The 23087-nt window shown below is 62.0% G+C and carries 20 protein-coding genes; 8 read left to right on the forward strand and 12 right to left on the reverse strand.

Translation table 11 applies throughout. The features are described from left to right. Positions 1-106: 106 nt before the first annotated feature. From NQ492_RS09685 to cls, 7 genes are all read right to left on the reverse strand, one after another. The gene (locus NQ492_RS09685) at positions 107-694 is read right to left on the reverse strand and encodes a histidine phosphatase family protein (protein WP_015547380.1); all 588 of its coding nucleotides are present in this window, start codon (positions 692-694) and stop codon (positions 107-109) included. Positions 695-771: 77 nt separating this feature from the next. After that, on the reverse strand, positions 772-2415 hold the full coding sequence (recN, locus tag NQ492_RS09690) for a DNA repair protein RecN (protein WP_015547381.1): 1644 nt from the start codon (positions 2413-2415) through the stop codon (positions 772-774). 71 nt (positions 2416-2486) lie between these two features. Then, entirely contained in the window at positions 2487-3707 is a 1221-nt protein-coding gene (coaBC, locus tag NQ492_RS09695; RefSeq protein ID WP_044054463.1) for a bifunctional phosphopantothenoylcysteine decarboxylase/phosphopantothenate--cysteine ligase CoaBC, read from the reverse strand. 12 nt (positions 3708-3719) lie between these two features. Continuing rightward, positions 3720-4052 (reverse strand): DNA-directed RNA polymerase subunit omega, encoded by a 333-nt coding sequence (locus NQ492_RS09700; protein WP_015547382.1) that lies wholly within the window; start codon positions 4050-4052, stop codon positions 3720-3722. Position 4053: 1 nt separating this feature from the next. Next, positions 4054-4872 (reverse strand): outer membrane protein assembly factor BamD, encoded by an 819-nt coding sequence (locus tag NQ492_RS09705; protein ID WP_044054464.1) that lies wholly within the window; start codon positions 4870-4872, stop codon positions 4054-4056. Between the two features lie 258 nt (positions 4873-5130). After that, positions 5131-5742 (reverse strand): porin family protein, encoded by a 612-nt coding sequence (locus NQ492_RS09710; RefSeq protein ID WP_015547384.1) that lies wholly within the window; start codon positions 5740-5742, stop codon positions 5131-5133. A 24-nt stretch (positions 5743-5766) separates the two neighbouring features. Then, on the reverse strand, positions 5767-7131 hold the full coding sequence (cls, locus tag NQ492_RS09715; RefSeq protein ID WP_254886324.1) for a cardiolipin synthase: 1365 nt from the start codon (positions 7129-7131) through the stop codon (positions 5767-5769). Between the two features lie 165 nt (positions 7132-7296). Here cls and greA point away from each other — a divergent pair, with 165 nt between their 5' ends. The 3 genes from greA to NQ492_RS09730 all read left to right on the forward strand — a co-directional run bounded on the left by greA (position 7297) and on the right by NQ492_RS09730 (position 10778). Continuing rightward, positions 7297-7773, forward strand: a complete 477-nt coding sequence (greA, locus tag NQ492_RS09720) for a transcription elongation factor GreA (protein WP_015547385.1) — start codon at positions 7297-7299, stop codon at positions 7771-7773. A 136-nt stretch (positions 7774-7909) separates the two neighbouring features. Beyond that, positions 7910-8239 (forward strand): hypothetical protein, encoded by a 330-nt coding sequence (locus tag NQ492_RS09725; protein ID WP_015547386.1) that lies wholly within the window; start codon positions 7910-7912, stop codon positions 8237-8239. Positions 8240-8474: 235 nt separating this feature from the next. Next, entirely contained in the window at positions 8475-10778 is a 2304-nt protein-coding gene (locus NQ492_RS09730) for a TonB-dependent receptor (protein WP_044054466.1), read from the forward strand. A 121-nt stretch (positions 10779-10899) separates the two neighbouring features. Here NQ492_RS09730 and mdh read toward each other — a convergent pair whose 3' ends face one another. Beyond that, complete coding sequence (gene mdh, locus NQ492_RS09735) at positions 10900-11841, reverse strand: malate dehydrogenase (protein ID WP_022062254.1); 942 nt, start codon at positions 11839-11841, stop codon at positions 10900-10902. 242 nt (positions 11842-12083) lie between these two features. Further along, positions 12084-12461, reverse strand: coding sequence for a glycine cleavage system protein GcvH (gcvH, locus tag NQ492_RS09740; protein ID WP_015547388.1), 378 nt, complete (start codon positions 12459-12461; stop codon positions 12084-12086). A gap of 176 nt (positions 12462-12637) precedes the next feature. On the opposite strand from gcvH, the gene NQ492_RS09745 reads away from it, so the two are divergent. Continuing rightward, positions 12638-13267 carry a hypothetical protein gene (locus NQ492_RS09745; RefSeq protein WP_157359484.1) on the forward strand — a complete coding sequence of 210 codons (630 nt, stop codon included), beginning with the start codon at positions 12638-12640 and terminating at the stop codon, positions 13265-13267. Between the two features lie 4 nt (positions 13268-13271). Here NQ492_RS09745 and NQ492_RS09750 read toward each other — a convergent pair whose 3' ends face one another. Further along, complete coding sequence (locus NQ492_RS09750; RefSeq protein ID WP_015547389.1) at positions 13272-13997, reverse strand: biotin--[acetyl-CoA-carboxylase] ligase; 726 nt, start codon at positions 13995-13997, stop codon at positions 13272-13274. 2 nt (positions 13998-13999) lie between these two features. Continuing rightward, a complete protein-coding gene (locus NQ492_RS09755) occupies positions 14000-14827 on the reverse strand; it encodes a 2,3,4,5-tetrahydropyridine-2,6-dicarboxylate N-succinyltransferase (protein ID WP_015547390.1) in 828 nt (275 codons plus the stop codon). A gap of 85 nt (positions 14828-14912) precedes the next feature. Here NQ492_RS09755 and NQ492_RS09760 point away from each other — a divergent pair, with 85 nt between their 5' ends. Together NQ492_RS09760 and NQ492_RS09765 are read left to right on the forward strand one after the other, a co-directional pair. Continuing rightward, a complete protein-coding gene (locus NQ492_RS09760; RefSeq protein ID WP_015547391.1) occupies positions 14913-17045 on the forward strand; it encodes a prolyl oligopeptidase family serine peptidase in 2133 nt (710 codons plus the stop codon). Between the two features lie 203 nt (positions 17046-17248). After that, positions 17249-18505 (forward strand): aspartate kinase, encoded by a 1257-nt coding sequence (locus tag NQ492_RS09765; protein ID WP_015547392.1) that lies wholly within the window; start codon positions 17249-17251, stop codon positions 18503-18505. Between the two features lie 82 nt (positions 18506-18587). On the opposite strand, the gene NQ492_RS09770 is transcribed toward NQ492_RS09765, so the two are convergent. Next, entirely contained in the window at positions 18588-19685 is a 1098-nt protein-coding gene (locus tag NQ492_RS09770) for a DUF4435 domain-containing protein (RefSeq protein WP_015547393.1), read from the reverse strand. Between the two features lie 84 nt (positions 19686-19769). Here NQ492_RS09770 and NQ492_RS09775 point away from each other — a divergent pair, with 84 nt between their 5' ends. Together NQ492_RS09775 and NQ492_RS09780 are read left to right on the forward strand one after the other, a co-directional pair. Next, positions 19770-20117, forward strand: a complete 348-nt coding sequence (locus tag NQ492_RS09775; protein WP_015547394.1) for a translation initiation factor — start codon at positions 19770-19772, stop codon at positions 20115-20117. A gap of 1 nt (position 20118) precedes the next feature. After that, positions 20119-23058, forward strand: a complete 2940-nt coding sequence (locus tag NQ492_RS09780; protein WP_044054468.1) for a hypothetical protein — start codon at positions 20119-20121, stop codon at positions 23056-23058. Positions 23059-23087 lie beyond the last annotated feature (29 nt).

The raw sequence follows: 23087 nt of genomic DNA on the forward strand, positions 1-23087 counted from the left end.
TTTCTTTGAGGCTGCGGCGGTTATTTCTCCTTGCCGCATTTGCGGTTCAATGCTTTCCATATGCCGGCCGGCAGGGCCGTGCAGGGGAGCGGTGTTTCCGGCGGGCTTACGGCATCCATTCCAGAATGCCCTCGACGGGGTTCGCCGCACGCCATGCTTCGAACTCGGCATAGGTGCGCACGCCGTCGCGAAGGACCGCCTGGTAGTATTCGATGCCCATGATCTTCACCTCGTCGGGCGTGTCGTACTTGATTTGCAGGACGGCGCGGCGCGTCTCGTCGGTCAGTACGGCGCTGATTCGGTCGGCCACGCGTTCGAAATAGCCGTCCCAGGCCGAGCCGCGGGGCATGTGGATCATGTCGATCTGCCAGAGCCGTTCGTCGGCGTCGGCATACCACGCATGCCATTCGAGACACTGGTCCTGCGCGTCGAGCAGGTTTCCGTACTCGATGCGACGGATGCGGGGATTTTCGGCCAGCCGGGCCATGGCGGCGAAGCTGTCGGCCACGCGGAGCGGTGAGGAGTAGATGTGAAAGTCGATGTCGCGGTGCTTCATCAGCAGACCCGTGCGGAGCGAGCCTACGAGGTTCGCTTCGGCGCCCACCGAGCGCCAGATGGCCTCCAGATCGGTGTCGCGGATGACCTCGCGGGCGCGCTGCTGGTTGGCGGCCGCAATTTCGAGGATGTCGTTCATGTCGTGTTTTTTAGGGGTTATAATGGCGGGCGGAGCGGTCCGGCCGCTCCGTCACGTGTGAAATCGGTTTTGTACGGCTATTTGCCGAGCAGGATGCGGGCCTGGGCCACGGCGGCGTCGGTGATTTCCGAGCCGGAGAGCATCTTGGCGATCTCGGTCACGCGCTCCTCGTCGCCCAGGCGCGTGATGTCGGTGCGTCCGCCGCGCTTGTAGACCACGAAGTGCGCCGTGCCCTTCGAAGCGACCTGCGGCAGGTGGGTGATGTCCACCACCTGCATCGAGGCCGAGAGCGAGGCGATGATTTCGCCCATGGCGTCGGCGATGCGGCCCGAAACGCCCGTGTCGATCTCGTCGAAGATGATCGTCGGCAGCTGCATCCGTTCGGCCAGCAGGGCTTTCAGGGCCAGCATCACGCGCGAAAGCTCGCCGCCCGAGGCGATGCGCTCGACGGGCTGCGGCGTCATTCGCGGATTGGCCGTGAAGAGGAATTGCACGCTGTCGCGGCCCGTGCGTCCCGGCTCTGCGAGGGGTGTCAGGGCGATGCGGAAAACCGTCTCGGGCATGCCCAGCCGGGCGAGGGTCGAGAGGATGTGTTTCTCGAATCCCGCAGCGGCCTTCTCGCGCGTCTTGTGCAGACGGTCGGCCAGCGTCGCGGTCTTTTCGGCTGCTTCCGAGAGGGCTGCTTCCGCCTGGGCGATCTCCTCGTCGCTGTGGACGATGGCTGCGAGTTGTGCGGCGCAGCGGTCGCGCAGGGCGATCAGCTCCGCTTCGTCCGCCGCGCGGTGTTTCTGTTGCAGGGCGATCAGCGTGTCGAGCCGCGCCGAGCACTTCGCCAGCCGCTCGGGGTCGGCATCGAGCCGTTCGCATGCGGCGGCGGCCGAACCGTTGATGTCCTTCAGTTCCTCCAGTACCGAGCGCAGCCGTCCGGCATATTCCCCGGCGGCGGGGTAGTGGCTGCGGATATGGTTGAGTTCGTTCTCCGAATTCTTGAGCTGCGCCAGCACCCCGGTCTCGTCGGCGTCGAGGGCGTTGCGCAGGGAGGTCAGCGCCTCGCCGATGCGGTCGGCGTTTTCGAGCACCGCCAGCTCCTCCTCCAGCTCTGCCTGCTCACCGGGGCGCAGGTTGGCCGAGGTGAGTTCCTCGGTCTGGAACCGGAGCCACTCTTCGTCGCGGCGGCCGTTGGCGGCCTCTTCGCGCAGGGCCGCGAGACGGCGGCGCAGCTCCGTAAGCCGGGCATACTGCGCGGCGTACTGCGTCAGCAGTTCCCCGTTCGCAGCCACGGTGTCGAGCGCCGAAGTCCTGAACTCCTCCGACGAGAGGATCAGGTTCTGGTGCTGCGAGTGGATGTCCAGCAGGCGTGCGCCCAGTTCGCGCAGTTGCGCCAGCTGCACGGGTACGTCGTTGACGAAGGCGCGGCTCTTGCCCGCAGGGGTGATCATGCGCGTCAGGGTCGTTTCGGGGGCGTAGTCGAGGTCGTTCTCGGCGAAAAACGCTTCCAGGCTGCTTCCCGCGAGGTCGAAGGTCCCCTCCACCGTGCAGTTGCGCGTTGCGTCCTTCATCGCCTGCCCGTCGTTCTTGGCTCCGAGCAGCAGGCCCAGCGCGCCGAGCAGAATGGATTTTCCGGCCCCGGTCTCACCCGTGATGATGTTCAGGTGGGGGTCCAGCTCCATTTCGAGCTTGTCGATGAGCGCGTAGTTTTCGACCGACAGACGGCGTAGCATACCAATTCGGAATTAAGAATTCAAAATTAAGAATTAAAAATGAAAAAACGAAAACCGGGTGCGATTGCGCGCTATTCGGCGAAAAACTCTTCGATACGTTCGGCGATGCGTTCGGCGACTTCGCGCTTCGACAGCAGGGGAAGCTCTTCGCGGCCCGTGCGGTCGATGAAGGTCACCTTGTTCGTGTCGCCGCGGAAGCCGGCTCCGGCGTCGCGCAGCGAGTTGAGGACGATGAAGTCGAAATTCTTCTTCTCGAGTTTGGCTTCGGCGTGCGCCTGTTCGTCGTGGGTTTCCAGGGCGAATCCCACCAGCAGGCGGCCGCCCTTGTGCGCTCCAAGCTCGGCGGCGATGTCGCGCGTGCGGCGCAGGGTGATGCACATGTCGCCGTCGCATTTCTTGATTTTGGTGTCCGAAACCCGGTCGGGGGTGTAGTCGGCCACGGCGGCGCACATCACGGCCCCGTCGGACCCTTCGAAAGCCCGGACCGCGGCGTCGTACATCTCGGCGGCCGAGAGCACGTCCACGCGCTCCACGCCCGCGGGCGTCGGCAGCTCCGTGCGGCCCGTGACAAGCGTCACGCAGGCCCCTCTGTCGGCCAGCTCCCCGGCAATGGCATAGCCCATCTTGCCCGAGGAGTGGTTCGAGATGAACCGCACGGGGTCGATGGCTTCGATCGTGGCTCCTGCCGTGACGATCAGCCGTTTACCTTGCAGGCTCTTTTTTTTTTCACGGAGAAGACCGCCGACGAATGCGGCGATCGCATCGGGTTCGGCCATGCGGCCCTTGCCCTGAAGACCGCTGGCCAGTTCGCCTTCGCCCGGCTCGACGATGTGCACGCCGCGCCGGGCGAGTGTCCGGAGGTTCTGCTGCGTGGCCTCGTGGGCGTACATGTCCAGGTCCATGGCGGGAGCCACGGCGACCGGGCAGCGGGCCGAGAGGTAGGTGGTCAGCAGCAGGTTGTCGGCGATGCCGGAGGCCATTTTGGCCAGGGTGTTGGCCGTGGCGGGGGCGATCAGGTAGCAGTCGGCCCATTCGCCCAACGACACGTGGGAGTTCCACGCGCCGTTTTCGGGGTCGAAGAACTCCACCAGAATCGGGTTCTTCGAGAGCGTGGCCATCGTCAGGGGCGTGATGAACTGCTTCGCCAGCGGAGTCATCACCACGCGCACGTCGGCGCCGGCCGTCTTCAATAAACGACAAAGCACGGCAGCCTTGTAGGCCGCTATGCTACCCGTGATACCCAGCAGTATGTGGCGTCCCGCCAGCGGGGGACACGTGCCCGGGGATGCCATTGCGTGCGGATTTTAAATCTCCTTCATCACGCCGTCCTTGCCCTCCTTGTAGACCAGCTCGTGGTCGAGGAACTCCTCGGTGGCGATGATCACCGGTTTGGGCAGGCGTTCGTAGTAACGCGAAATCTCGATCTGCTCGCGGTTCTCGAAGGTCTCCTCCATGGTGTCGGTGGGCGACGAGAAATCGGCGAGCTTGCGGTTAAGCTCCGTCTTGAGTTCGGTCGAGATCTGGTTGGCGCGGCGGGCGATGATGTTGATGCTTTTGTAGACGTTGCCCGTCTCCCGGTCCAGATCCACCAGCTTGCGCGTGATGGTGTTGTTGGGAATGTTCTTCTTGATTTCCATCTTATATGTTGTTGTCTTTGTTATTGCGGTCGAGGTAGTCGCGTGCCTGCTGGGCCATGCGGTCGAGGCTCTTGATGTGCGTCGATTCGGGGAACTCCTCCTTGAACGAGAGGTAGGAGTCGAGCATCGACAGGTAGCGGTCGGTCTGCTTTTCGGAGATCGAGTTGCTGGCCAGGCGGTAGCCCGAATCGACGATCAGGTACATGATCTCTTCGCGGCGCTTGCTCTCGGGGTATTGTTTCAGCGCGTTCTTGAACGCCACGATCGCCGATTTGTATTTGCCCGTCTTATAATAGGTGTAGGCGTTCAGGTAAGCTTTCTCGTGGAGCCGTTCGGTCAGCTCGGTGTTGATCTTGCGGAAGTTCTCGACGCGGTCGCTCTGCGGATAGCGCGACATGAATTCGTTGATGGCGATCAGCGCGTGCCCGGTCATCGTCTGGTCGCGCGAGGGACCCGGCGAGAGGTAGTAGAAGCAGAGCGCGTACATGCCCTCGGCGTCTTCGATGAAGGCGCTGCGGCCGAATTTGCGGCGGAAGTCGTCCAGCAGGGTCGAAGCCGTGTCGAAATCGCGGTTCTTGTACTTGCAGCGGGCGTTGAAGAACGAGATGCTGTCTTCGCGCGACGAGCCCGTGTAGTAGTGCTGCACGCCTTCGAAAAGGGTCGAGGCGCGCTGCCATTTCTCCTTCTGGTAGTACTCCAGCGCCTTGCTGTAAATCAGTTCGGGCTGCCCGCTTTTCAGAAGGGCGTTCATCCCGGAGCATCCTCCGAGGATGATCGCTGCCGCCACTCCGCAAAGGGCGTATAAAAAAGTCTGCTTCATTTATGAATCTTTTACGGCGCTTTATCGCGCAAAGTTACGCATAAATTAACGATTTGCAAAAAAAAATATTGCTCGCGGAGGCTGCGAAGATGCCGTGCGGGGCGTTTTTTCCGGCGGCGCGTGAAAAAGCCCCTGCCGGGGCGGGGGCTTGAGGGCGGGGCGAAGGTGCCGGAACGATGTTTCGGGGTGTGGATAAATGCCCGATTTGCAGCTTGTTGCGGTGGGGCGCGCCGTGCCGGGACGTTTTCGGCGACGGTGTCAGAAGAAAAATCCCAGGGACCCGCCGTAGACGATGTCGTGGGGCACTTTGACGCGCCGGGCGATTCCTTCGGAGGTGAAATCGTGCCAGACGCGCGAACGCGGGTAGCCCGAGATGCGGAAGTCGATGAAGAATTTGCGGATGTTGAAGCCCAGTCCGCCCATGACGCCCACGTCGCCGTTGTTGAAGCGGACCTTGAGCAGCTGCGGGACGCTGCTCCGCTCGGATTCCGTGACGCGGAACAGCGCGCCGCCGAACAGGCGCAGCACGCCGAACTGGAAGCCCAGCTGGACGGGGATTTCGAACCGCTCGGTGCGCAGCGCGATGCGGCGGCTCCCGGAGTTCTCGGCCAGCACGTTGTAATTGACGAAGGCGTAGTTCAGTTCCGATTGCAGGTGGAGGTGTTTCGAAAGGTTGAGCCGCAGGACGAAGCCCACGTCGTAACCGGCCCGGACGGCGCCGGGCGTGAAGCGGGTGTCGCCGATGCGGGTCGGGACGAACGAGTAGTCGGCGAAGTTGACGCCGCCGCGTACGCCGACCATCAGGCGTTGGGCGGAGGCCGCGCCGGAGAAGACGAGCGCGGCGAGGAGGGTGAAGACCAGGTGTTTCATAAGACGTTGATGTTTAGGACGGGATCACATCAGGGGTGACACGAGCCGGAGCACGTCGCCCAGCGTCCGGCGCCACAGCGGCGGCCTCCATTCGGCGCGCGTGATGCGGCGGCACGAGGCGAGGTCGTCGTCGAAGGTCGCCGCCAGCTGCCGGACCGTCTCGCGGTCGCGGATGAAGGCCGTGACTTCGAGGTTGTCCGTCAGACTGCGGTAGTCCATGTTCGCGGTTCCGACCGACGCCAGCGTGTCGTCGACGATCACCAGTTTGGCGTGCAGGAATCCGTTGTCGTAGCGGTAGAGTTCGACTCCGGCGTCGAGCAGGTCCGCGACGTAGGAGTCGGACACGAGGTCCGAGAACGGCGAGTCGCTGCACGTCGGGATCATCACTTCGACCCGGATGCCGCCCCGCGCCGCAAGGCGCAGCGCGTCGAGGATCAGCGTCGGGGGCAGGAAGTAGGGTGAGCAGATGCGCACCCGCTGTCTGGCCCGGACGACGGCCGCTGCGAAAGCCTCGGCGATGGTCAGCCGCGAGGGGCCCTCTTCGGACCAGGCCAGCTGGATCGGCAGGCGCTGCCGGATGCCGTGCGGGGCGACGTAACGGCGCAGGTCGAGACATTCGTCCGTGACCCGCGCCCAGTCGGCGATGAAGAGCCGCTGCAAGTCCTTCACGGCGTCGCCCTCGATGCGGAGGTGCTCGTCGCGCCACTTGCCCATGTAATCTCCGTCGAGGTAGTATTTCGCAATATTTATGCCACCCAGAAAGGCGACACGGCCGTCCGTGACGACTATTTTGCGGTGGTTGCGGCGCGAGACGCGCGTGGTGAACCACGGGAAGCGCACCGGCTCGAAGGCGGCCGTGCGTACCCCGGCGTCGTGCATGCGGCGCAATGTCGTGCGGCTCAGCCGCCACGAGCCTACGGCGTCGTAGATGACGCGCACTTCGAGTCCGGCGCGGGCTTTGCGGATCAGGATTTCGGCGATGGTGCGCCCGATGCGGTCGTCGCGGATGATGTAGTACTCCATGTGGATCGAGCGGACGGCGTGTTGCAGGGCGGCGATCAGCGCCGTGAAGGCGTTGCTGCCGTTGTGCAGCAGGCTGACGCTGTTGCGGGGCGCGGGGCGGGTTCCGCAGCCGCGGGCGACGATCTGCTCCACGGCGTCGCCCCGGCAGTCGCAGGACTCTGCCGCCGGGACCGCGCGGCGGTATCCGGCCAGCACGTAAAGCAGCGTGCCGGCGACGGGAAGCAGGAAGACCAGCGCCAGCCAGGCGGCCGCCGAGGCCGGTATCCGTTGGCGGCGCGTGATGACGGCGGCCGCGCCGAGCGTCCACAGCAGATGAAGCGTAAGGGCGATGTACATACCCCGCACGGCGGGCACGATCCGTGCCACGGGGCGCGAAAAAAGATTTGGAAATATGGATTTTACTTCCTATCTTTGTCTATGCAATAGCAATGGGGTTCTGGCCTTTTCGGGTCAGGATTCTTATTTTTTACGTTTTATTCGGTTTTTGGAATTTCCGGCTTCCGGCGGGAGATTCCGGAGAGTTATTGGATTATGGCACAAGAGATTATTTATCTGACAGCGGAGGGCTACAAGAAAATCAAGGACGAACTCGAGCACATGCGTTCCGTCGAGCGTCCGGCGATTTCGGCGGCGATCGCCGAAGCGCGCGACAAGGGCGACCTTTCGGAGAATGCGGAGTACGATGCCGCCCGTGAGGCACAGGGGCTGCTGGAGATGCGTATCGCCAAACTGGAGGATACGATGGCCAACGCCCGCGTGATCGACGAGTCGAAGATCGACAAGAGCAAAGTGCAGATTTTGAGCAAGGTGACGCTTCTGAACCACAACAATCAGAAGCAGATGACCTACACGATCGTCGCCGAGCACGAGGCGAATCTGCGCGAAGGCAAACTGGCGATCGGCACGCCTATCGCGAAGGCGCTGCTGGGCCGCAAGAAGGGCGACCGTGTGGACGTGGAGGTTCCGGCCGGCACGATCCATTTCGAGATCCTCGACATCAGCATTTGAACCGCCCGGCTTTTTCCGGGGGTGTCCGCTTCCCCCGGGGAGTGCCGGACAGGACATACACCCTCATTTGTAGGTATTTTTGCAGGGGCCGCTTGTCGCGGTCCCTTTTTTTCGTATCTTCGCCACCGTGAAGACAATGCACCTCCGCCTCAAACAATGCCTCGCGGCCTTTATGCTGGCCGTTCTGCTCGCAGCCCATGCGGGTCAGAAGGTGCATATCTATTTGGAGGACCATGCCCATTTCGCGGCTTTCAGCGGCGATCTGGTTCCCGACAACGGCGCTGCCGAACAGGTCGTCGAATTCTGTGTCGTCGACGATTTCTATTTCTTCCCCTACCTGGCCGAGACCCAGCCTCCGTATGAATTCTACGCCGAGGTGCTGGCCGTGCTGCAACCCGAAGCCACGCGCTGCAAATGTGCGGTCGAGGTCCGGCGTTTCTCCCTGCGGGCGCCTCCGGCGGCGTAATTGCGTTTCGTAATATCGGCATGTCTGGCTGCATCGCGACAACTGCGGCGACAGGCGAGGGCCGACGATTTATCGTTTGCCGAGCCGTCAAAGCGGAAGCGGCGTGTGTTTTTACGCCGTAAGTCCCTTCCGAGGAGGGGATTCAGGGGTGGACCGGATTTGTAAACGCGGCCGAAAGCCGCAATCGTCCGCATGCCGGAGCGGACTTACTTTCACCATTATTCAATACTTTCGTATGAAACGATATATTTTGTTGGCGCTGTCCGTGTGCCAGAGCCTTGTCGTGCTCGCGGCCGAAGCGCCGCGCAAAAGCACGGACGCGAATCTTTTCGGCCACGTCGTGGACCGGGATACCCATGAACACATCGCCTACGCCTCGGTGGCCGTCGTCGGCACGGCTTTCGGTACGACGACCGACGCTTCGGGCCACTATTTCCTGAAAAACCTTCCTGTCGGCGAACTGACGCTCGAAGTCCGTGCGCTGGGCTATGCCTCCGGTCGGATGACCGTCGCTCTCGAACGGGGCGAGACCCGGGAACTCAACTTCGAGGTGGCGCAGAGCGGCATTTCGATGGACGAAGTGGTCGTCTCGGCCAGCCGTTCGGAGACGCTGCGGCGCGAAGCTCCGGCGCTGGTGAGCGTGCTGAACGCCGGCCTGTTCGAACGGGCCAACGCCTCGTGCCTGGCCCAGGGCCTTTCGTTCCAGCCCGGGGTGCGCGTCGAGGACGACTGCCAGAACTGCGGCTTCACGCAGGTCCGCATCAACGGTCTCGACGGCCACTATTCGCAGATTCTGGTCGACTCGCATCCGGTTTTCTCCTCCCTGACGGGTGTCTACGGGCTGGAGCAGATTCCGGCCAATATGATCGAGCGGGTCGAGGTGCTGCGCGGCGGCGGGTCGGCGCTCTACGGCTCGTCGGCCATCGGCGGCACGATCAACATCATCACCCGTGAGCCGACGCGCAGTTCGGCTCAGCTGTCGCATACGCTGACCTCGCTCGGAGGCAGCAACTCCTACGACAACAACACGATGCTCAACGCTTCGATCGTCTCCGAAAGCGGCCGTGCGGGCATCAGCGTCTTCGGCCAGAGCCGCCACCGTTCGGGCTACGACCACGACGGCGACGGATTCACCGAACTGCCCGTCATCAGCAGCCAGTCCGTGGGCATGCGCTCGTTCTTCCGCACGGGGGCCTATTCGCGCATCACGGCGCAGTACCACCACATCGACGAGTACCGCCGGGGCGGCGACCTGCTGAAGCAGCCGCCCCACGAAGCCTTCGTCGCCGAGCAGACCGACCATGCCATCGACGGCGGAAGCCTTTCGTTCGACATCTCGTCGGCCGACCGCAGCAACCACTTCAATGCCTACGCCTCGTTCCAGAACACGGCCCGCAAGAGTTATTACGGCAGCAAGCAGGACCTCGACGCCTACGGCACGACGCACGATCTGACCCTCGCCGCGGGCATGCAGTATGTCCATGCCTTCCGCAAACTGCTCTTCATGCCCTCGGAGCTGACGCTCGGCACGGAGTACAGCTACGACGACCTTTCGGACCGTTCGATCGGCTATGACATCCGCACTGACCAGACGGTGCACATCGTCGGGGCCTATCTCCAGAACGAATGGAAGACCCGGAAATGGTCGCTGCTCATCGGCGGCCGCCTCGACAAGCACAGCCTCGTGGACCATGCGATCTTCAGCCCCCGGGCCAATGTCCGCTTCAATCCTTCGGAGTCGGTGAACCTGCGTGTGAGCTATGCCGGGGGCTACCGCGCCCCGCAGGCCTTCGACGAGGACATGCACATCGCCATCGTGGGCGGCAAGCGGGTCCGCATCCGGCTTGCCGACGATCTGAAGGAGGAACGCTCGCACAGCGTGAGCCTCTCGGCCGACCTCTACCACACTTTCGGCCGGGTGCAGACCAACCTGCTCGTCGAGGGATTCTACACCCGTCTCGACGACGTGTTCGCCCTGCGCGACATCGAGGACACGGCCGACGGCGGCAAAATCAAGGAGCGTTACAACGGTTCGGGCGCCACGGTGAGGGGCCTGAACGCCGAAGGCCGGGCGGTTTTCACCCGCTGGTTCGAGTTGCAGGCGGGCGTGACGTGGCAGCGGAGCCGCTATGTCGAGCCTGAATACTGGAGCGAGGACAAAACGGTGCCTCCCGTGCGCCGGATGTTTCGCACGCCCGATCTGTACGGTTATTTCACGGCGTCGCTGAAGCTCTTGCGCAATTTCACGGCCGACGTGACGGGAACCTGCACGGGCGAGATGCTCGTGCAGCACATGGCCGGATCGGGCGTGGAGCGGGATGTGGCCGTCACGACGCCTGCGTTCTGCGACGTGAACCTGCGTCTGGCCTACGACCTGCGGGTCTACAAGGAGATCACCCTCCAGCTTTACGGCGGCGTGCAGAATCTGTTCAACGCTTACCAGAAGGATTTCGACAAGGGCGTGGACCGCGATTCGGGCTACATTTACGGACCTTCGTTGCCCCGCAGCTGGTTCATCGGCGCGAAGGTCAGCTTCTGATAGACGCTCCTTTCCGGATACGAAAAAGCCGCTCCGTTGTCCCGGAGCGGCTTTTGTAAAGGAGTTCCCTGGGTTTTGCGGGACAGGCTTTCCGTATTCCGGTCCGCCACCCACCCCCGGTTTAGAGCGCCTTGATCTCGTGCAGGATGTTGTTCGTCTTGCGGACGGCCTCGGCCGAAGCGGCGAACTTCTCGGCCTCTTCCTTCGTGAGGTCGATCTTCACGATCTTCTCGATGCCCTTGCGGCCGATGATCGCGGGAACGCCGATGCAGATGTCCTTCTGGCCGTACTCGCCGTCGAGGTAGCAGCAGCAGGGAACCATCTTCTTCTGGTCGTTGAGGATAGCCTCGACCATCATCGCTGCGCCTGCGCCGGGAGCGTACCATGCCGAAGTGCCGATGAGTTTGGTCAGCGTGGCTCCGCCGACCATCGTGTTGGCGACAGCCTCTTCGAGTTTCTTCTTCGAAGCGAACTGCGAAACGGGAACGCCGTTGACCGTGGCTTTCGATACGAGCGGAATCATCGTCGTGTCGCCGTGGCCGCCGATGACCATGCCGTCGACGTTGTTGATGTTAGCGCCCGTGGCCTTGGCCAGGTAGCACTTGAAGCGGGCCGAGTCCAATGCGCCGCCCATGCCGATGATGCGGTTCTTCGGAAGTCCCGAAGCCTTCAGGGCCAGATAGGTCAGCGTGTCCATCGGGTTGGCAACCACGATGATGATGGCGCGGGGCGAGTACTTGATGACGTTCTCGATCACGCCCTTCATAATGCCGGCGTTCGTGCCGATCAGCTCCTCGCGGGTCATGCCCGGCTTGCGGGGAATGCCCGAGGTGATGACCACCACGTCCGAATTGGCCGTCGTCTTGTAGTCGTTGGTTGCGCCTACGACCTTCGTGTCGAAATCCATCAGCGTCGAGCACTGGTACATGTCCAGCATCTTGCCTTCCGAGAGACCCTCCTTGATGTCGATGAGGACCACTTCGCTCGCCACCTCGCGGCAAGCCATCACGTTTGCACAGGTTGCACCTACGGCGCCTGCACCTACGACAGTAACTTTTGACATAACAGTAAGTATTTTGTGTTAATTGTTCGTTTTGCTTCTCTTGGATGGTTCCATTCGCGGCGTTCCGCCGCGTTTGCAAATTGTACCCACCCCTAAATCCCCGCCTTGGCGGTGACTTTATCCGAAGGCTTCCTTGGTTATTTTCGCCTGCGGCCGGATTTTCGACCGGAAAACGGACGGATAAACCGAAATGAAAAACTAATTTTTAATTCTTAATTTTTCATTTTTAATTCTCCTTCGGACTATCCGATCAGTTTCTCGTAGTCGGCGGCGCCGAGCAGGGCGTCGTATTCGGCCGGGTTCGACATTTTGACCTTCACGAGCCAGCCTTCGCCGTAGGCGTCGCGGTTGACGACGGCGGGATCGGCGTCCACGGCCTCGTTGAATTCCACGATCTCGCCGCCCACCGGAAGGAACGCGTCGCTCACGGTCTTCACGGCCTCGATCGAGCCGAAAACCTCGCCTGCGGCGAGCGTCTCGCCCACGGTCGGAACATCGACGAAAACGATGTCGCCCAACTGGCTCTGGGCAAAGTCGGTGATGCCGATAACGGCCGTGTCACCCTCGATGCGGCACCACTCGTGGTCGCTGGAGTATTTCAGATTTGCAGGTACGTTCATAATATCCTTAAAATTTGATTTGAATTAGGCTGTTTTACGATGCAAATATAACTGTTATTTCTGTAACAGCAAGAGGTTTCGGTTATTATTTCTGTACTTTTCGTCTGATTTTGCGCCCCGGATTTGGTGCGGCGGAGAATATCCGTTATCTTGTGTTGTCCAAAGGTGTGTTTGCGATGAAAAAACGGGTTGCTCTGCTGGTTGCATTGTGCATCTGGAAGGTTGTTGCGGCGCAGACTCCGTACGGAGAGATGCCGGAGCTCTTCCGGCCGGACACGCTGCCGTGCCGGCTGGGCGGCGGCGTATGCTTCGGAATGGATGGGCTTGACGCGGCGATACCCCGGGGCGGGGGAGCCTCCTCCTGCCGCGATCCCCGGGTCGTGTTTGTCGCCGGCGATACGCTGATAACGTTCATCTCCGTTGCCGGAGTCGCGGATACGGCGCTCGGGGACCCTGTCTGCCGGTTTTACGGCAGGAACGTGGCGCGCGTCGTTTCCCGGACGCGCAGGATGACGGGCGGACGAATGGGCGCGGCCGACAACGATTTTCCGGACGATCCGGATTTTGCGGAGTTGCAGGGAGTCGTGATTGAAAATCAGAGGTATCCCTGGGAATCGTATGCCGCAGGCGATTCCGCCTACCGGCTGCCTGTGGTCCGGAGTCTCGTCGGGGGAAAGGAGGACCCTCTTCTGGGATCGGATATGCGCCGCCGGTATGTTCGGTTGCTGACCGAAGTCTCCGTTGAATTGAAAGCGGGCGGGACGCGGCCTTTCGTGCACGTCGTCTACCTGCTGCCGGACCCCTGACGGGCTATTTCCCGGCAATCACGAATTCGATCTCCTTGAACAGATATTCCCGGAGCGTGCCGTCGGCGTGCCGCAGCAGCAATTCGCCCGTGGGGCGCACGCCCTCGATCGAGGCCTCGGTCGGCGTGCCGTCGGGGTAGCGGAACGTATGCCGTTCGCCCAGTCGGTACATCCGTTCGCGGTAGTCGCGCTGGAGGGTTTCCCGTTCGTCCAGCTCGAGCTGGGCGTAGCGGATGCCGATGTGGCGGCGGAAGGCTTCGAGCACCTCGCCGCGGTCGAACGTGCGTCCCGCGACCATGGCCATCGACACGGGGTTCGGAAGCGCGGGGTCGAACTCCGTCTGGTTGACGTTGATGCCGATTCCGACGATCGTGCGGGCGAGCGTCTGCCCGGAGTAGCTGTGTTCGATCAGGATGCCGACCAGCTTTTTGTCCCCGGCATAGATGTCGTTGGTCCACTTGATGCGCGCCGCGATGCCGAACTGCGCAAAGGTGTCGGTGAGAGCGAGGGCTACGGCCTCGTTGAGCAGGAACTGTTCGCCGGCGGGCAGGAACCGGGGTTCGAGCACCAGCGAGAAGGTGAGGTTCAGACCCTCGGCGCTCGACCATTTATGGCCCCGCTGGCCGCGGCCGGCGGTCTGGCGTTCGGCCCAGACGATGTCGCCGTGGCGGTATTTCGCGTCGCGGGCGTCGTCGTTGGTCGAGGTGGTCTCTTCGATGCGGTGAATCATGCCTATACCGATACGCCGAAGTCGCGCAGGGCGTCGTTCAGCGAGGTTTTCTTGTCGGTGGATTCCTTGCGCCGGCCGATGATCAGCGCGCACGTGACGCTGTATTCTCCCGCCGGGAACTGTTTGCGGTAGCTGCCCGGGACGACCACCGAGCGGGGCGGCACGTAGCCCTTGTAGGTGACGGGTTCAGGCCCCGTGACGTCGATGATGTGCGTCGAGCCGGTGATCACGGTGTTCGAGCCGAGCACCGCTTCGCGGCAGACGTGCGCACCCTCGACCACGATGCAGCGCGAGCCGATGAAACAGCTGTCCTCGATGATCACGGGCGCGGCCTGCACGGGTTCGAGCACGCCGCCGATGCCCACGCCGCCCGAGAGGTGGACGTGTTTGCCGATCTGGGCGCAGGAACCCACCGTGGCCCACGTGTCGACCATCGTGCCGGTGTCGACGTAGGCGCCGATGTTCACGTACGAAGGCATCAGAATGGCTCCGGGGGCGATGTAGGCGCCGTAGCGAGCCACGGCCTGGGGCACGACCCGCACGCCCAGCTCCCCGTAGCCGTGCTTGAGCTCCATCTTGTCGTACCACTCCAGTTCGCCGGCCTCCATCTTGCGCATGGGCTGGATCGGGAAGTAGAGGATCACGGCCTTCTTGACCCACTCGTTGACCTTCCATTCGCTTTTGGCCGGGTCGACGGGTTCTGCCGTGCGGAGTTCGCCCTTGTCCACCAGTTCGACGACCTGTCGTACGGCTTGCTGCACGGCGGGGGCCTGAAGCAGCGCGCGGTTTTCCCACGCCTGCTCGATTATCGTTTTGAGTTCGTTGTGCATAGTCTGTTGTTTTCAATAGGCAAAATTACTGAAAATATTGAATTTTTCATAACTTTGTCCCGATCATTACCCAAACGGTTCAATTATGAAGCATTTATCCATCAAGGCCGCCCTTCTGCTCGGCGCAGCGGCGGCGGCAGGTTGCGGCAATATGAAACAGATAAAACACCAGCCTTACCCCGAGACCGTGCGCGGCGACGTGGTGGACAACTATTTCGGCACGGAGGTTCCCGATCCCTACCGCTGGCTCGAGGACGACAACTCGGAGGCCACGGCCGCGTGGGTCGCCGCCGAGAACGCCGTGACGCAGGACTACCTCTCGCAAATTCCGTTCCGCGGGGCCATCCGCGAGCGGCTGACCGAAGTGTGGAACTACGCCAAGGAGAGCGCCCCGCGCAAGCACGGCGACTGGTGGTACTACACTTATAACGACGGTTTGCAGAACCAGTCGGTGATCTACCGCACGAAGGAGCCGGGCGAGGCCGGCGAGGTGTTCCTCGACCCCAATAAGCTCTCCGACGACGGGACGGTGGCCCTGACCGACATGTCCTTCTCGAAGGACGGCCGCTGGTTTGCCTATTCGGCCGCCGCGTCGGGTTCGGACTGGGTGGAGATCCGCGTGATGGACACCGCCGACAAGTCGCTCGCTGCCGACAAGATCGAGTGGGTGAAATTCTCGGGCGCACGGTGGGCGCCCGATTCCAAGGGGTTCTATTACAGCGCCTACGACGCCCCGAAGCAAAACGCCTACTCTTCCAAGAACGAGTTTCAGAAGGTTTATTACCATGCGCTGGGTACGCCCCAGTCGGCCGACAGGCTCATTTACGAGGACCGGGAACATCCGCTGCGTTACTTCTCGGCATGGCCTTCGGAGGACGGCAAATGGCTCTTCGTCATAGCTTCGGAGGGCACGTCGGGAACGGAGGTCCTCTATAAAAGGGTGTCGGACCCGAAATTCCGCGTCCTGCTGCCGGGCTTCGATGCCGATTATTCGCCCGTCGACTGCAAGGACGACCGGCTTTATTACGTGACCAACAGGGATGCGTCGAACTACGCGCTGATGAAGGTCGATCTGAACCGTCCCGGGAGGATCGAAACGGTGATTCCCGAGAGTGAAAGGAACCTGCTCGAAGGCGTGGGCACGGCGGGCGGCAGCCTGTTCGCCTACTACCTGCAGGATGCGCAGAGCCGGATTTACCAGTACGACTACGCCGGCAAGCAGGTGCGCGAAGTGGTGCTTCCGGCCATCGGCTCGGTCGACGGATTCGACGGCCGGGAGGAGGACTCGGAACTTTACTATACGCTGGTCAACTACACGGCTCCGGCCACGATCTACAAATACGACATCGCTTCGGGCGAATCGACGCTCTACAAGGCTCCGGAGGTGAATTTCGATCCCGAACTGTTCACGACCGAGCAGGTGTTCTACACCTCGAAGGACGGCACGAAGGTTCCGATGTTCATCACCCGCCGCAAGGACATGAAGCGCGACGGCAAGAATCCCTGCCTGCTTTACGCTTACGGCGGTTTTCAGATCAACCAGACGCCGAAGTTCAAGCCTTCGGAACTGATGTTCGTCGAGCAGGGCGGCATCTACTGCGTCGCCAACCTGCGCGGCGGCTCGGAGTACGGCGAGGAGTGGCACAAGGCCGGCATGCTCGAGAACAAGCAGAACGTCTTCGACGACTTCATCGCCGCCGCCGAGTACCTGATCGCCGGAAAATACACGTCGACGGACAAGCTGGCCATCCACGGCGGATCAAACGGCGGACTGCTGGTCGGCGCCTGCGAGGTGCAGCGCCCGGACCTCTATGCCGTGTGCCTTCCGGCCGTGGGCGTGATGGACATGCTCCGCTACCACAAGTTCACCATCGGCTGGGGCTGGGCCGTGGAGTACGGTTCGTCGGAGAACGAGGAGCAGTTTTCCTATATTTACAAGTACTCTCCGCTGCACAATATAAAGGAGGACGTGAAATACCCCGCGACGCTGGTGACTACCGCGGACCACGACGACCGCGTCGTCCCGGCCCACTCGTTCAAGTTCGCCGCTGCGATGCAGCATGCCCAGGCGGGCGACGCCCCGATTCTGATCCGCATCGAGTCGAAAGCGGGCCACGGCGCCGGCAAACCCACTTCGAAGCGTATCGACGAGGCGGCCGACATGTACGCGTTCCTGTTCCAGAACATCGGCGTTCCGTATCGGGAAATTGAGAATTAAAAATTGGTTTTTCATTTCGGGATATCCGGTTGTAAATCCGGTCGAAATCCCGGTCGAAATCCCGGTTGCGTCGCGACAAGCCCCTCCCACGGGAGGGGTTTGGGGTGGGGTAGATTTGTAAACGCGGCCATCGGCCGCGAGAGTACAGCGGTCAACTGTGCAAAAGGTAAAGGAAGGTACGTTAGGTTAATAAGCGAAATAACATGAAAGTCTATAAATTCGGAGGTGCGTCGGTGCGGAATGCCGACGGAGTGAGGAATCTGCGCAAGATCATCGACGACGAGCAGAACCTGTTCATCATCGTTTCGGCGATGGGCAAAACGACCAATGCCTTGGAAAAGGTGTTCGAGGGGCTTCAGAAAGGCGATAAACAGCTCTCGCTGGAGCATGTCGAATCGTTGCGGAAGTACCATGCGGAGATCATCGACGAGCTGTGGCACGAGCCGAAGCGGCTGCCGGCGGTCGACGCGCTGTTCGGCGAACTGGAAAAGGTCGCGACGGAGACCGTCTACAAACCCGGCGACGCCGAACTGTGGTACGACACGATCGTGGCCTACGGCGAGCTGGTCTCGACGACGATTATCTCCGAGTACCTGAACTACGCCGGGGTGTCGAACCGCTGGATCGACATGCGCCGCTGTTTTCTCACCGAGCAGCGCCACAAGGACGCCGGGGTGAACATCGAGGCTTCGGCTTCGCTGCTGAAAAACGCGCTGGGCAAATGCGTCGAGAACATCTTCATCGGACAGGGCTTCATCGGCGGCGCGCCCGACGGCACGACCACGACCCTGGGGCGCGAAGGCTCGGACTACTCGGCGGCCGTGGTGGCCAACATTCTCGACGCCGAGTCGATGTCGGTGTGGAAGGATGTGGACGGCGTGATGAACGCCGATCCGAAAGCATTCCCCGATGCCGTGCAGATCGCCGAACTGAACTACCTCGACACCATCGAACTGGCTTACAGCGGCGCGCAGATCATCCATCCGAAGACGATCAAGCCGCTTCAGAACAAGAATATTCCGCTTTACGTGCGGCCCTTCGGCGACAAGCGCAAACCCGGCACGGTGATCCGAGGCATGTCGGCCCCGGTCGACGTTCCGATCCTGATCCTCAAGAAGGACCAGGTGCTGCTGACCATCCGGTCGCGGGATTTCTCCTTCGTGCTGGAAGAGAAGTTCGCCACGATCTTCTCGTTGCTGGAGCGTTTCCGCATCAAGGCCAACCTGATCCACAATTCGGCCGTGAACCTGAGCCTGTGCGTCGACAACTCGTGGCATATCGACGAGGCCATCGAGGCGCTGCGCGAGGCGGGTTTCGACGTGATGAAAGCCGAGAACATGGAGCTGCTCACGGTGCGCGGCTATACCGACGAGCTGTGGCGGCGTTACGCCCGCGGTCCGCAGGTCTTCGTGCGGCAGGCCACGCAGTCCACCGTGCGCGTGGTCCGCAAACGGGAATAACCGGTCCCAAGGGCCGGATTCATGGGCGGGAGTCGCCGGATGCGTTTCGAGCGTGTCCGCGTTCCCGCCCCTCTTTTTTCCGTTATTGCTGTCCGGTGCGGAGTTTGTGGATAATGCCGATCATCGACGTGTCGCGGATTTCGCCGTTGCGCTTCATGTTCCAGATCGTGCGGGCGATATACCGCTCGATGTCGCGTTCCAACCGTTTGTAAAGCGGGCTTTTGGTGTAGTTTTCGTTGTCGAGCAGCACGTCGCGGATCGAGCGCAGCGAGTTGGTGTAGTTCGACATCTCGTTCTTGAGCGCCACGCCCTGCTTCTTCGAGGCGGTGATCTTGGCGATCGACATGGCCCGCAGCTTCTCGCACACGGTGTTGAGCATGATCAGCACCACGTTGTCCATCAGCGTGTGGCCGTGCATGAACAGGTAGGCGTTTTCGGGCGTCAGGCCGCGTCCGCGGAGCTGCACCTCGAACTCCTTCATGGGTTCGATCATCCGCGGGTTGCGCTGGCGGAGCAGGTTCTCGCGCTTCGAGACGTTGCGCCGCAGCCACTCGATCGTCTTCGAGCCGTTGTCCTCGATGTCGAGGTAGCCGATGCGCACCGACTGCTTGAAGTCGATCAGCGGAAAGACGTTTTCCGTGGCCAGCTGCGCCGAGTAGGCGTACCAGAGGAACAGCGGGTAGATCGTGCACGAATATTCGTGCATGAACTTCACGAAGTCGAAGATGCGCGTGTCGTTCTTGGTGGCCTTGACGCAGACGTTGTGCAGCGAGGGGGCGTAGCAGAGGTAGTTCTCGGTGGCGTAGGCGTAGGTGTGGAACATGAATTTGGCCTCGGTGACCTCCTTCGACTGGGGCGTTCGCCCGGCGAAGAGGTAGTCGAAGTCGGAGTCGACGCAGAGGAGCAGTTCCTCCGACGAACGGGGGATCATGCCCATGAGGACCTTCTTGCCCTTGGGCAGGTCGCCGCGGTCGGGGACCGAGATTTCGAAACGCAGGTAGGGATTCTGGAAATGGTCGAAGATGCCGCGCCAGAAGGCCACGTCTTCGTAGCCTTCGACATAGACCTTCACCAGCCGCTGGTCGGGGTTGGCCGGCAGCGGTTTGGGCAGTTCGTCGAGCGTCATCGGACGCGTGAAGGGGTTGAACTTGCGCAGTTTTTCGCGGAACTTCTTTGCCATGCGTTAACAAAGATAAATATTTTGCTAATTTTGCGCAATAAATGACGCCGCTTTCGGCGTTTAATTTCAACCATTCGAACAACTATGGCCGACAACGACTGGAAATCACGGCTCGGGATGGTCTATTCGACCGACCCGGGTTTCAACTACGAAACGGACGACGAACCCGAAGCCGAGACGCTGCCTGCGGGGCAGCAGGACCTGCGCGTGTGGCTCGACCGCAAACAGCGGGCGGGCAAGGTCGTGACCCTCGTCAAAGGTTTCGTGGGCCGAGATGCCGACCTTCAGGAGCTGGCGCGCATGCTGAAATCCAGGTGCGGCGTCGGCGGTTCGGCGAAGGCGGGCGAAATCATCATCCAGGGCGACCACCGCGACCGTGTGGCCGAACTGCTCATCCGCAGCGGCTACCGCTGCAAAAAAGCCGGTTCGTAGCGTGCGCCGGCAGCTTCTCCTCTTGGCGTTGCTGTGCGCGCTGTGCGGTGCCGAACGCGCCGCGGCCCAGTATTACACCTGGGGTTCGGACCCTCCGCAGAAGTGGTCGGCGATCCGCACGCCCGACGTGCGGATGATCTATCCCGATACGGTCGCCGGCATCGCCCGGCGCACGCTGTTCTACATCCGCTCGGTCCGGCCCGACATCGGTTACGGGTTCCGCCACGGCCCGATGCGCATTCCCTTCGTCATGCATCCCGAGAATTTCCAGTCGAACGGACTGGTGATGTACCTTCCCAAGCGCGTGGAATTCCTCACCTCGCCCGCCGTCGACAGCTATTCGATGCCGTGGTACAAGCAGCTCGTGGCCCACGAGTACCGCCACGCCGTGCAGTACAACAACCTCGACCGGGGCGTCATCCGCGCCTTGAGTTACGTGCTCGGACAGCAGGGGTCGACCATCGGTCTGCTGTGCATGCCGATCTGGGCCATGGAGGGCGACGCCGTGATGTCCGAAACGATGCACTCGTCGTTCGGCCGCGGTCTCCAGCCTTCGTTTTCGATGGCCTACCGCGCCATGGGCAGCGTCGGCCGCGACCGCCGCAACATCGACCGCTGGTTCTGCGGCTCCTACCGCGACTACATTCCCGACCACTACGAGCTGGGCTATCAGATCTGCTCCTACGCCTGGGAACGCTACGGCGAGAACATCTGGGACAAGGTCGCGTGGTACGGGTCGCGCAACCCCTACGTGCTGGCCACCACGCGCGTGGCGCTGGGCAAATTCTACAAGACCAACGTCATGAAGCTCTTCCGCGAAACCTTCGACGAGCTGGAACGCTACTGGGATTCGCTGCCGGAAACCGGGGACAGCGCCGTGCCGCTCACCGCGCTGCCCGAAAAGAACCACACGACCTACCAGTGGCCCCTGCCGCTGGGCGACACGGCCGTCGTGGCGCTGAAAACCGACCTCGACCGCGTTTCGCGTTTCGTCGTGATCGACCGCCGTACGGGCGGGGAACGGACGGTCTGTCATACGGGGCTGGTCTCGACCCGTCCGTCGATGGCCGACGGCCGCGTCTGGTGGACCGAGTACCGCCGTTCCACGCTTTTCGAACAGCGCGTCAACTCGCAACTGTGTTACATGGACCTCGCCGACGGTGTGCCCCGCACGGCGGAACGGCAGCGAAATACGCTCTATCCCACGGCTTCGGGCGAGGAGTTCGGATGGGTCGAGTACAATCCCGACGGCCGTTATACGGTCGTGGTGCGGCACGGCGAGGGTCCCGAACGGCGGTTCGAAACGCCCGTCCGGTCGGAGATTCACGGATTGGCGTGGGACGATCGTACGGTGGCGTGGTACGTCCTCGTCACGGACGACAGCGGCATGTGGATCGGCCGCATCGACTCCGACGGCCTGCACCCGATTACCGAGGGGGCTTACATCACCCTTTCGAACCTGCGGGCCGGGGGCGGCAAGCTCTATTACGGCTCGATCGCCTCGGGCCGCGACGAGGCCCACTGTTACGACCTGATGGCCCGCCGCGAATACCGCATCACCACCTCGGCCTACGGCTCCTTCGCGCCCGCCCCGGCGGACGGAGGGGTGCTGCTGACGACCTACGACCGCCTCGGCTACCGCGTCGCGGAGCAGCGGGTCGCCGCCGATGACAGCCTGCTGATTCCCGTCACGCCTTCGCGGCTGCCCGTCAACCTGGTGAACCCGCCCCGCAAACGCTGGGACGTGGTGAACCTCGACACGGTGCGCTATACGCGCGCCGATTCGGTCGGACAGTCCGGCGAGTTCCGCGCGAAGCGGTATCGCAAGGTGCCCAATCTGGTGAACGCCCACAGCTGGATGCCCGTGGCGTTCAACCCCTTTGCGGCGGTCGACGAACACGTGATCGACCTCAATGTGGGCCTTACGCTGATCTCGCAGAACCTGCTTTCGAGCGCCGAGGCCTACGCCTCCTACGGCTGGAACCGGCACGAAGGCTCGCTCGTGAATCTGGGCGTGCGCTATTTCGGACTGGGCGTGCGTTTCGACCTGGACGCCTCCTACGGCGGCAACCAGCTCTTCTACTCGCTGGCCGGCCGCGACGGGCAGGGCAATCCGGTCTACCAAAGCCGTCCTGCTCCCGACAAATATTACTCCGTGGGGCTGTCGGCCACGCTGCCGCTCTATTTCCAGCGGGGGTATCACACGCGCCAGCTCTCCCTCTCGGCGGGCTGGAACTACTCCAACGGCATGGTTGCCGATCTGGGCAAGATCGAATGGGAGAACGGCAGCATCTCCAACATTCAGCGGGTCGGTTTCCGCGAGGGGCTGCACAAGGTTTCGTTCGGAGCCGGATTCTCCGACCAGGTGCGTATGGCGCACCGCGACATCGCGCCCCGCTGGGGCTACACCTTCAGCGCGAACTACACGTTCAACCCCGAGAACACCCATTTCAGCGACCTGATTTCGTTCTACGGACAGGCTTATCTGCCGGGATTCGCGCCCCACAACTCGGTGCTGGTGGCCGCGACCTACCAGACCTCGATCGGCGGCTACAAATTTCCGTCGGGATATGCTCCGTTGAGCTACAAATCCACGCGGCTGGTTCCGCGCGGGTTCACCTCCGCGGACATCGTGTCGAACAACTACACGGCTTTTCAGGCCAACTACCAGCTGCCGGTGTGGTATCCCGAGGGCGGCATCGGCTCGGTGATCTACATCAAGCGCATCCGGCTCAACGCCGGAGGCGACTACGCGCAGTTCCGCGACGTGGGCCGCGGAGGAATGACGTGGCGGCGGATCTGGTCGGTGGGCGGAGACATCGTTTTCGACTTCAACGCCTTCCGGCAGCCGGCGTCGGCCACTTCGACCTTCAAGCTGTCGTGCTACCATCCGTCGAGCGGCGGGGTGTACGTCGCAGCGTCGGTGGGACTGCCGTTTTGAGGGATTTGTAATATATTTCGTATCTTTGT

The organism is Alistipes shahii WAL 8301, from assembly GCF_025145845.1.
GTDB classification, from domain to species: Bacteria; Bacteroidota; Bacteroidia; order Bacteroidales; family Rikenellaceae; genus Alistipes; species Alistipes shahii.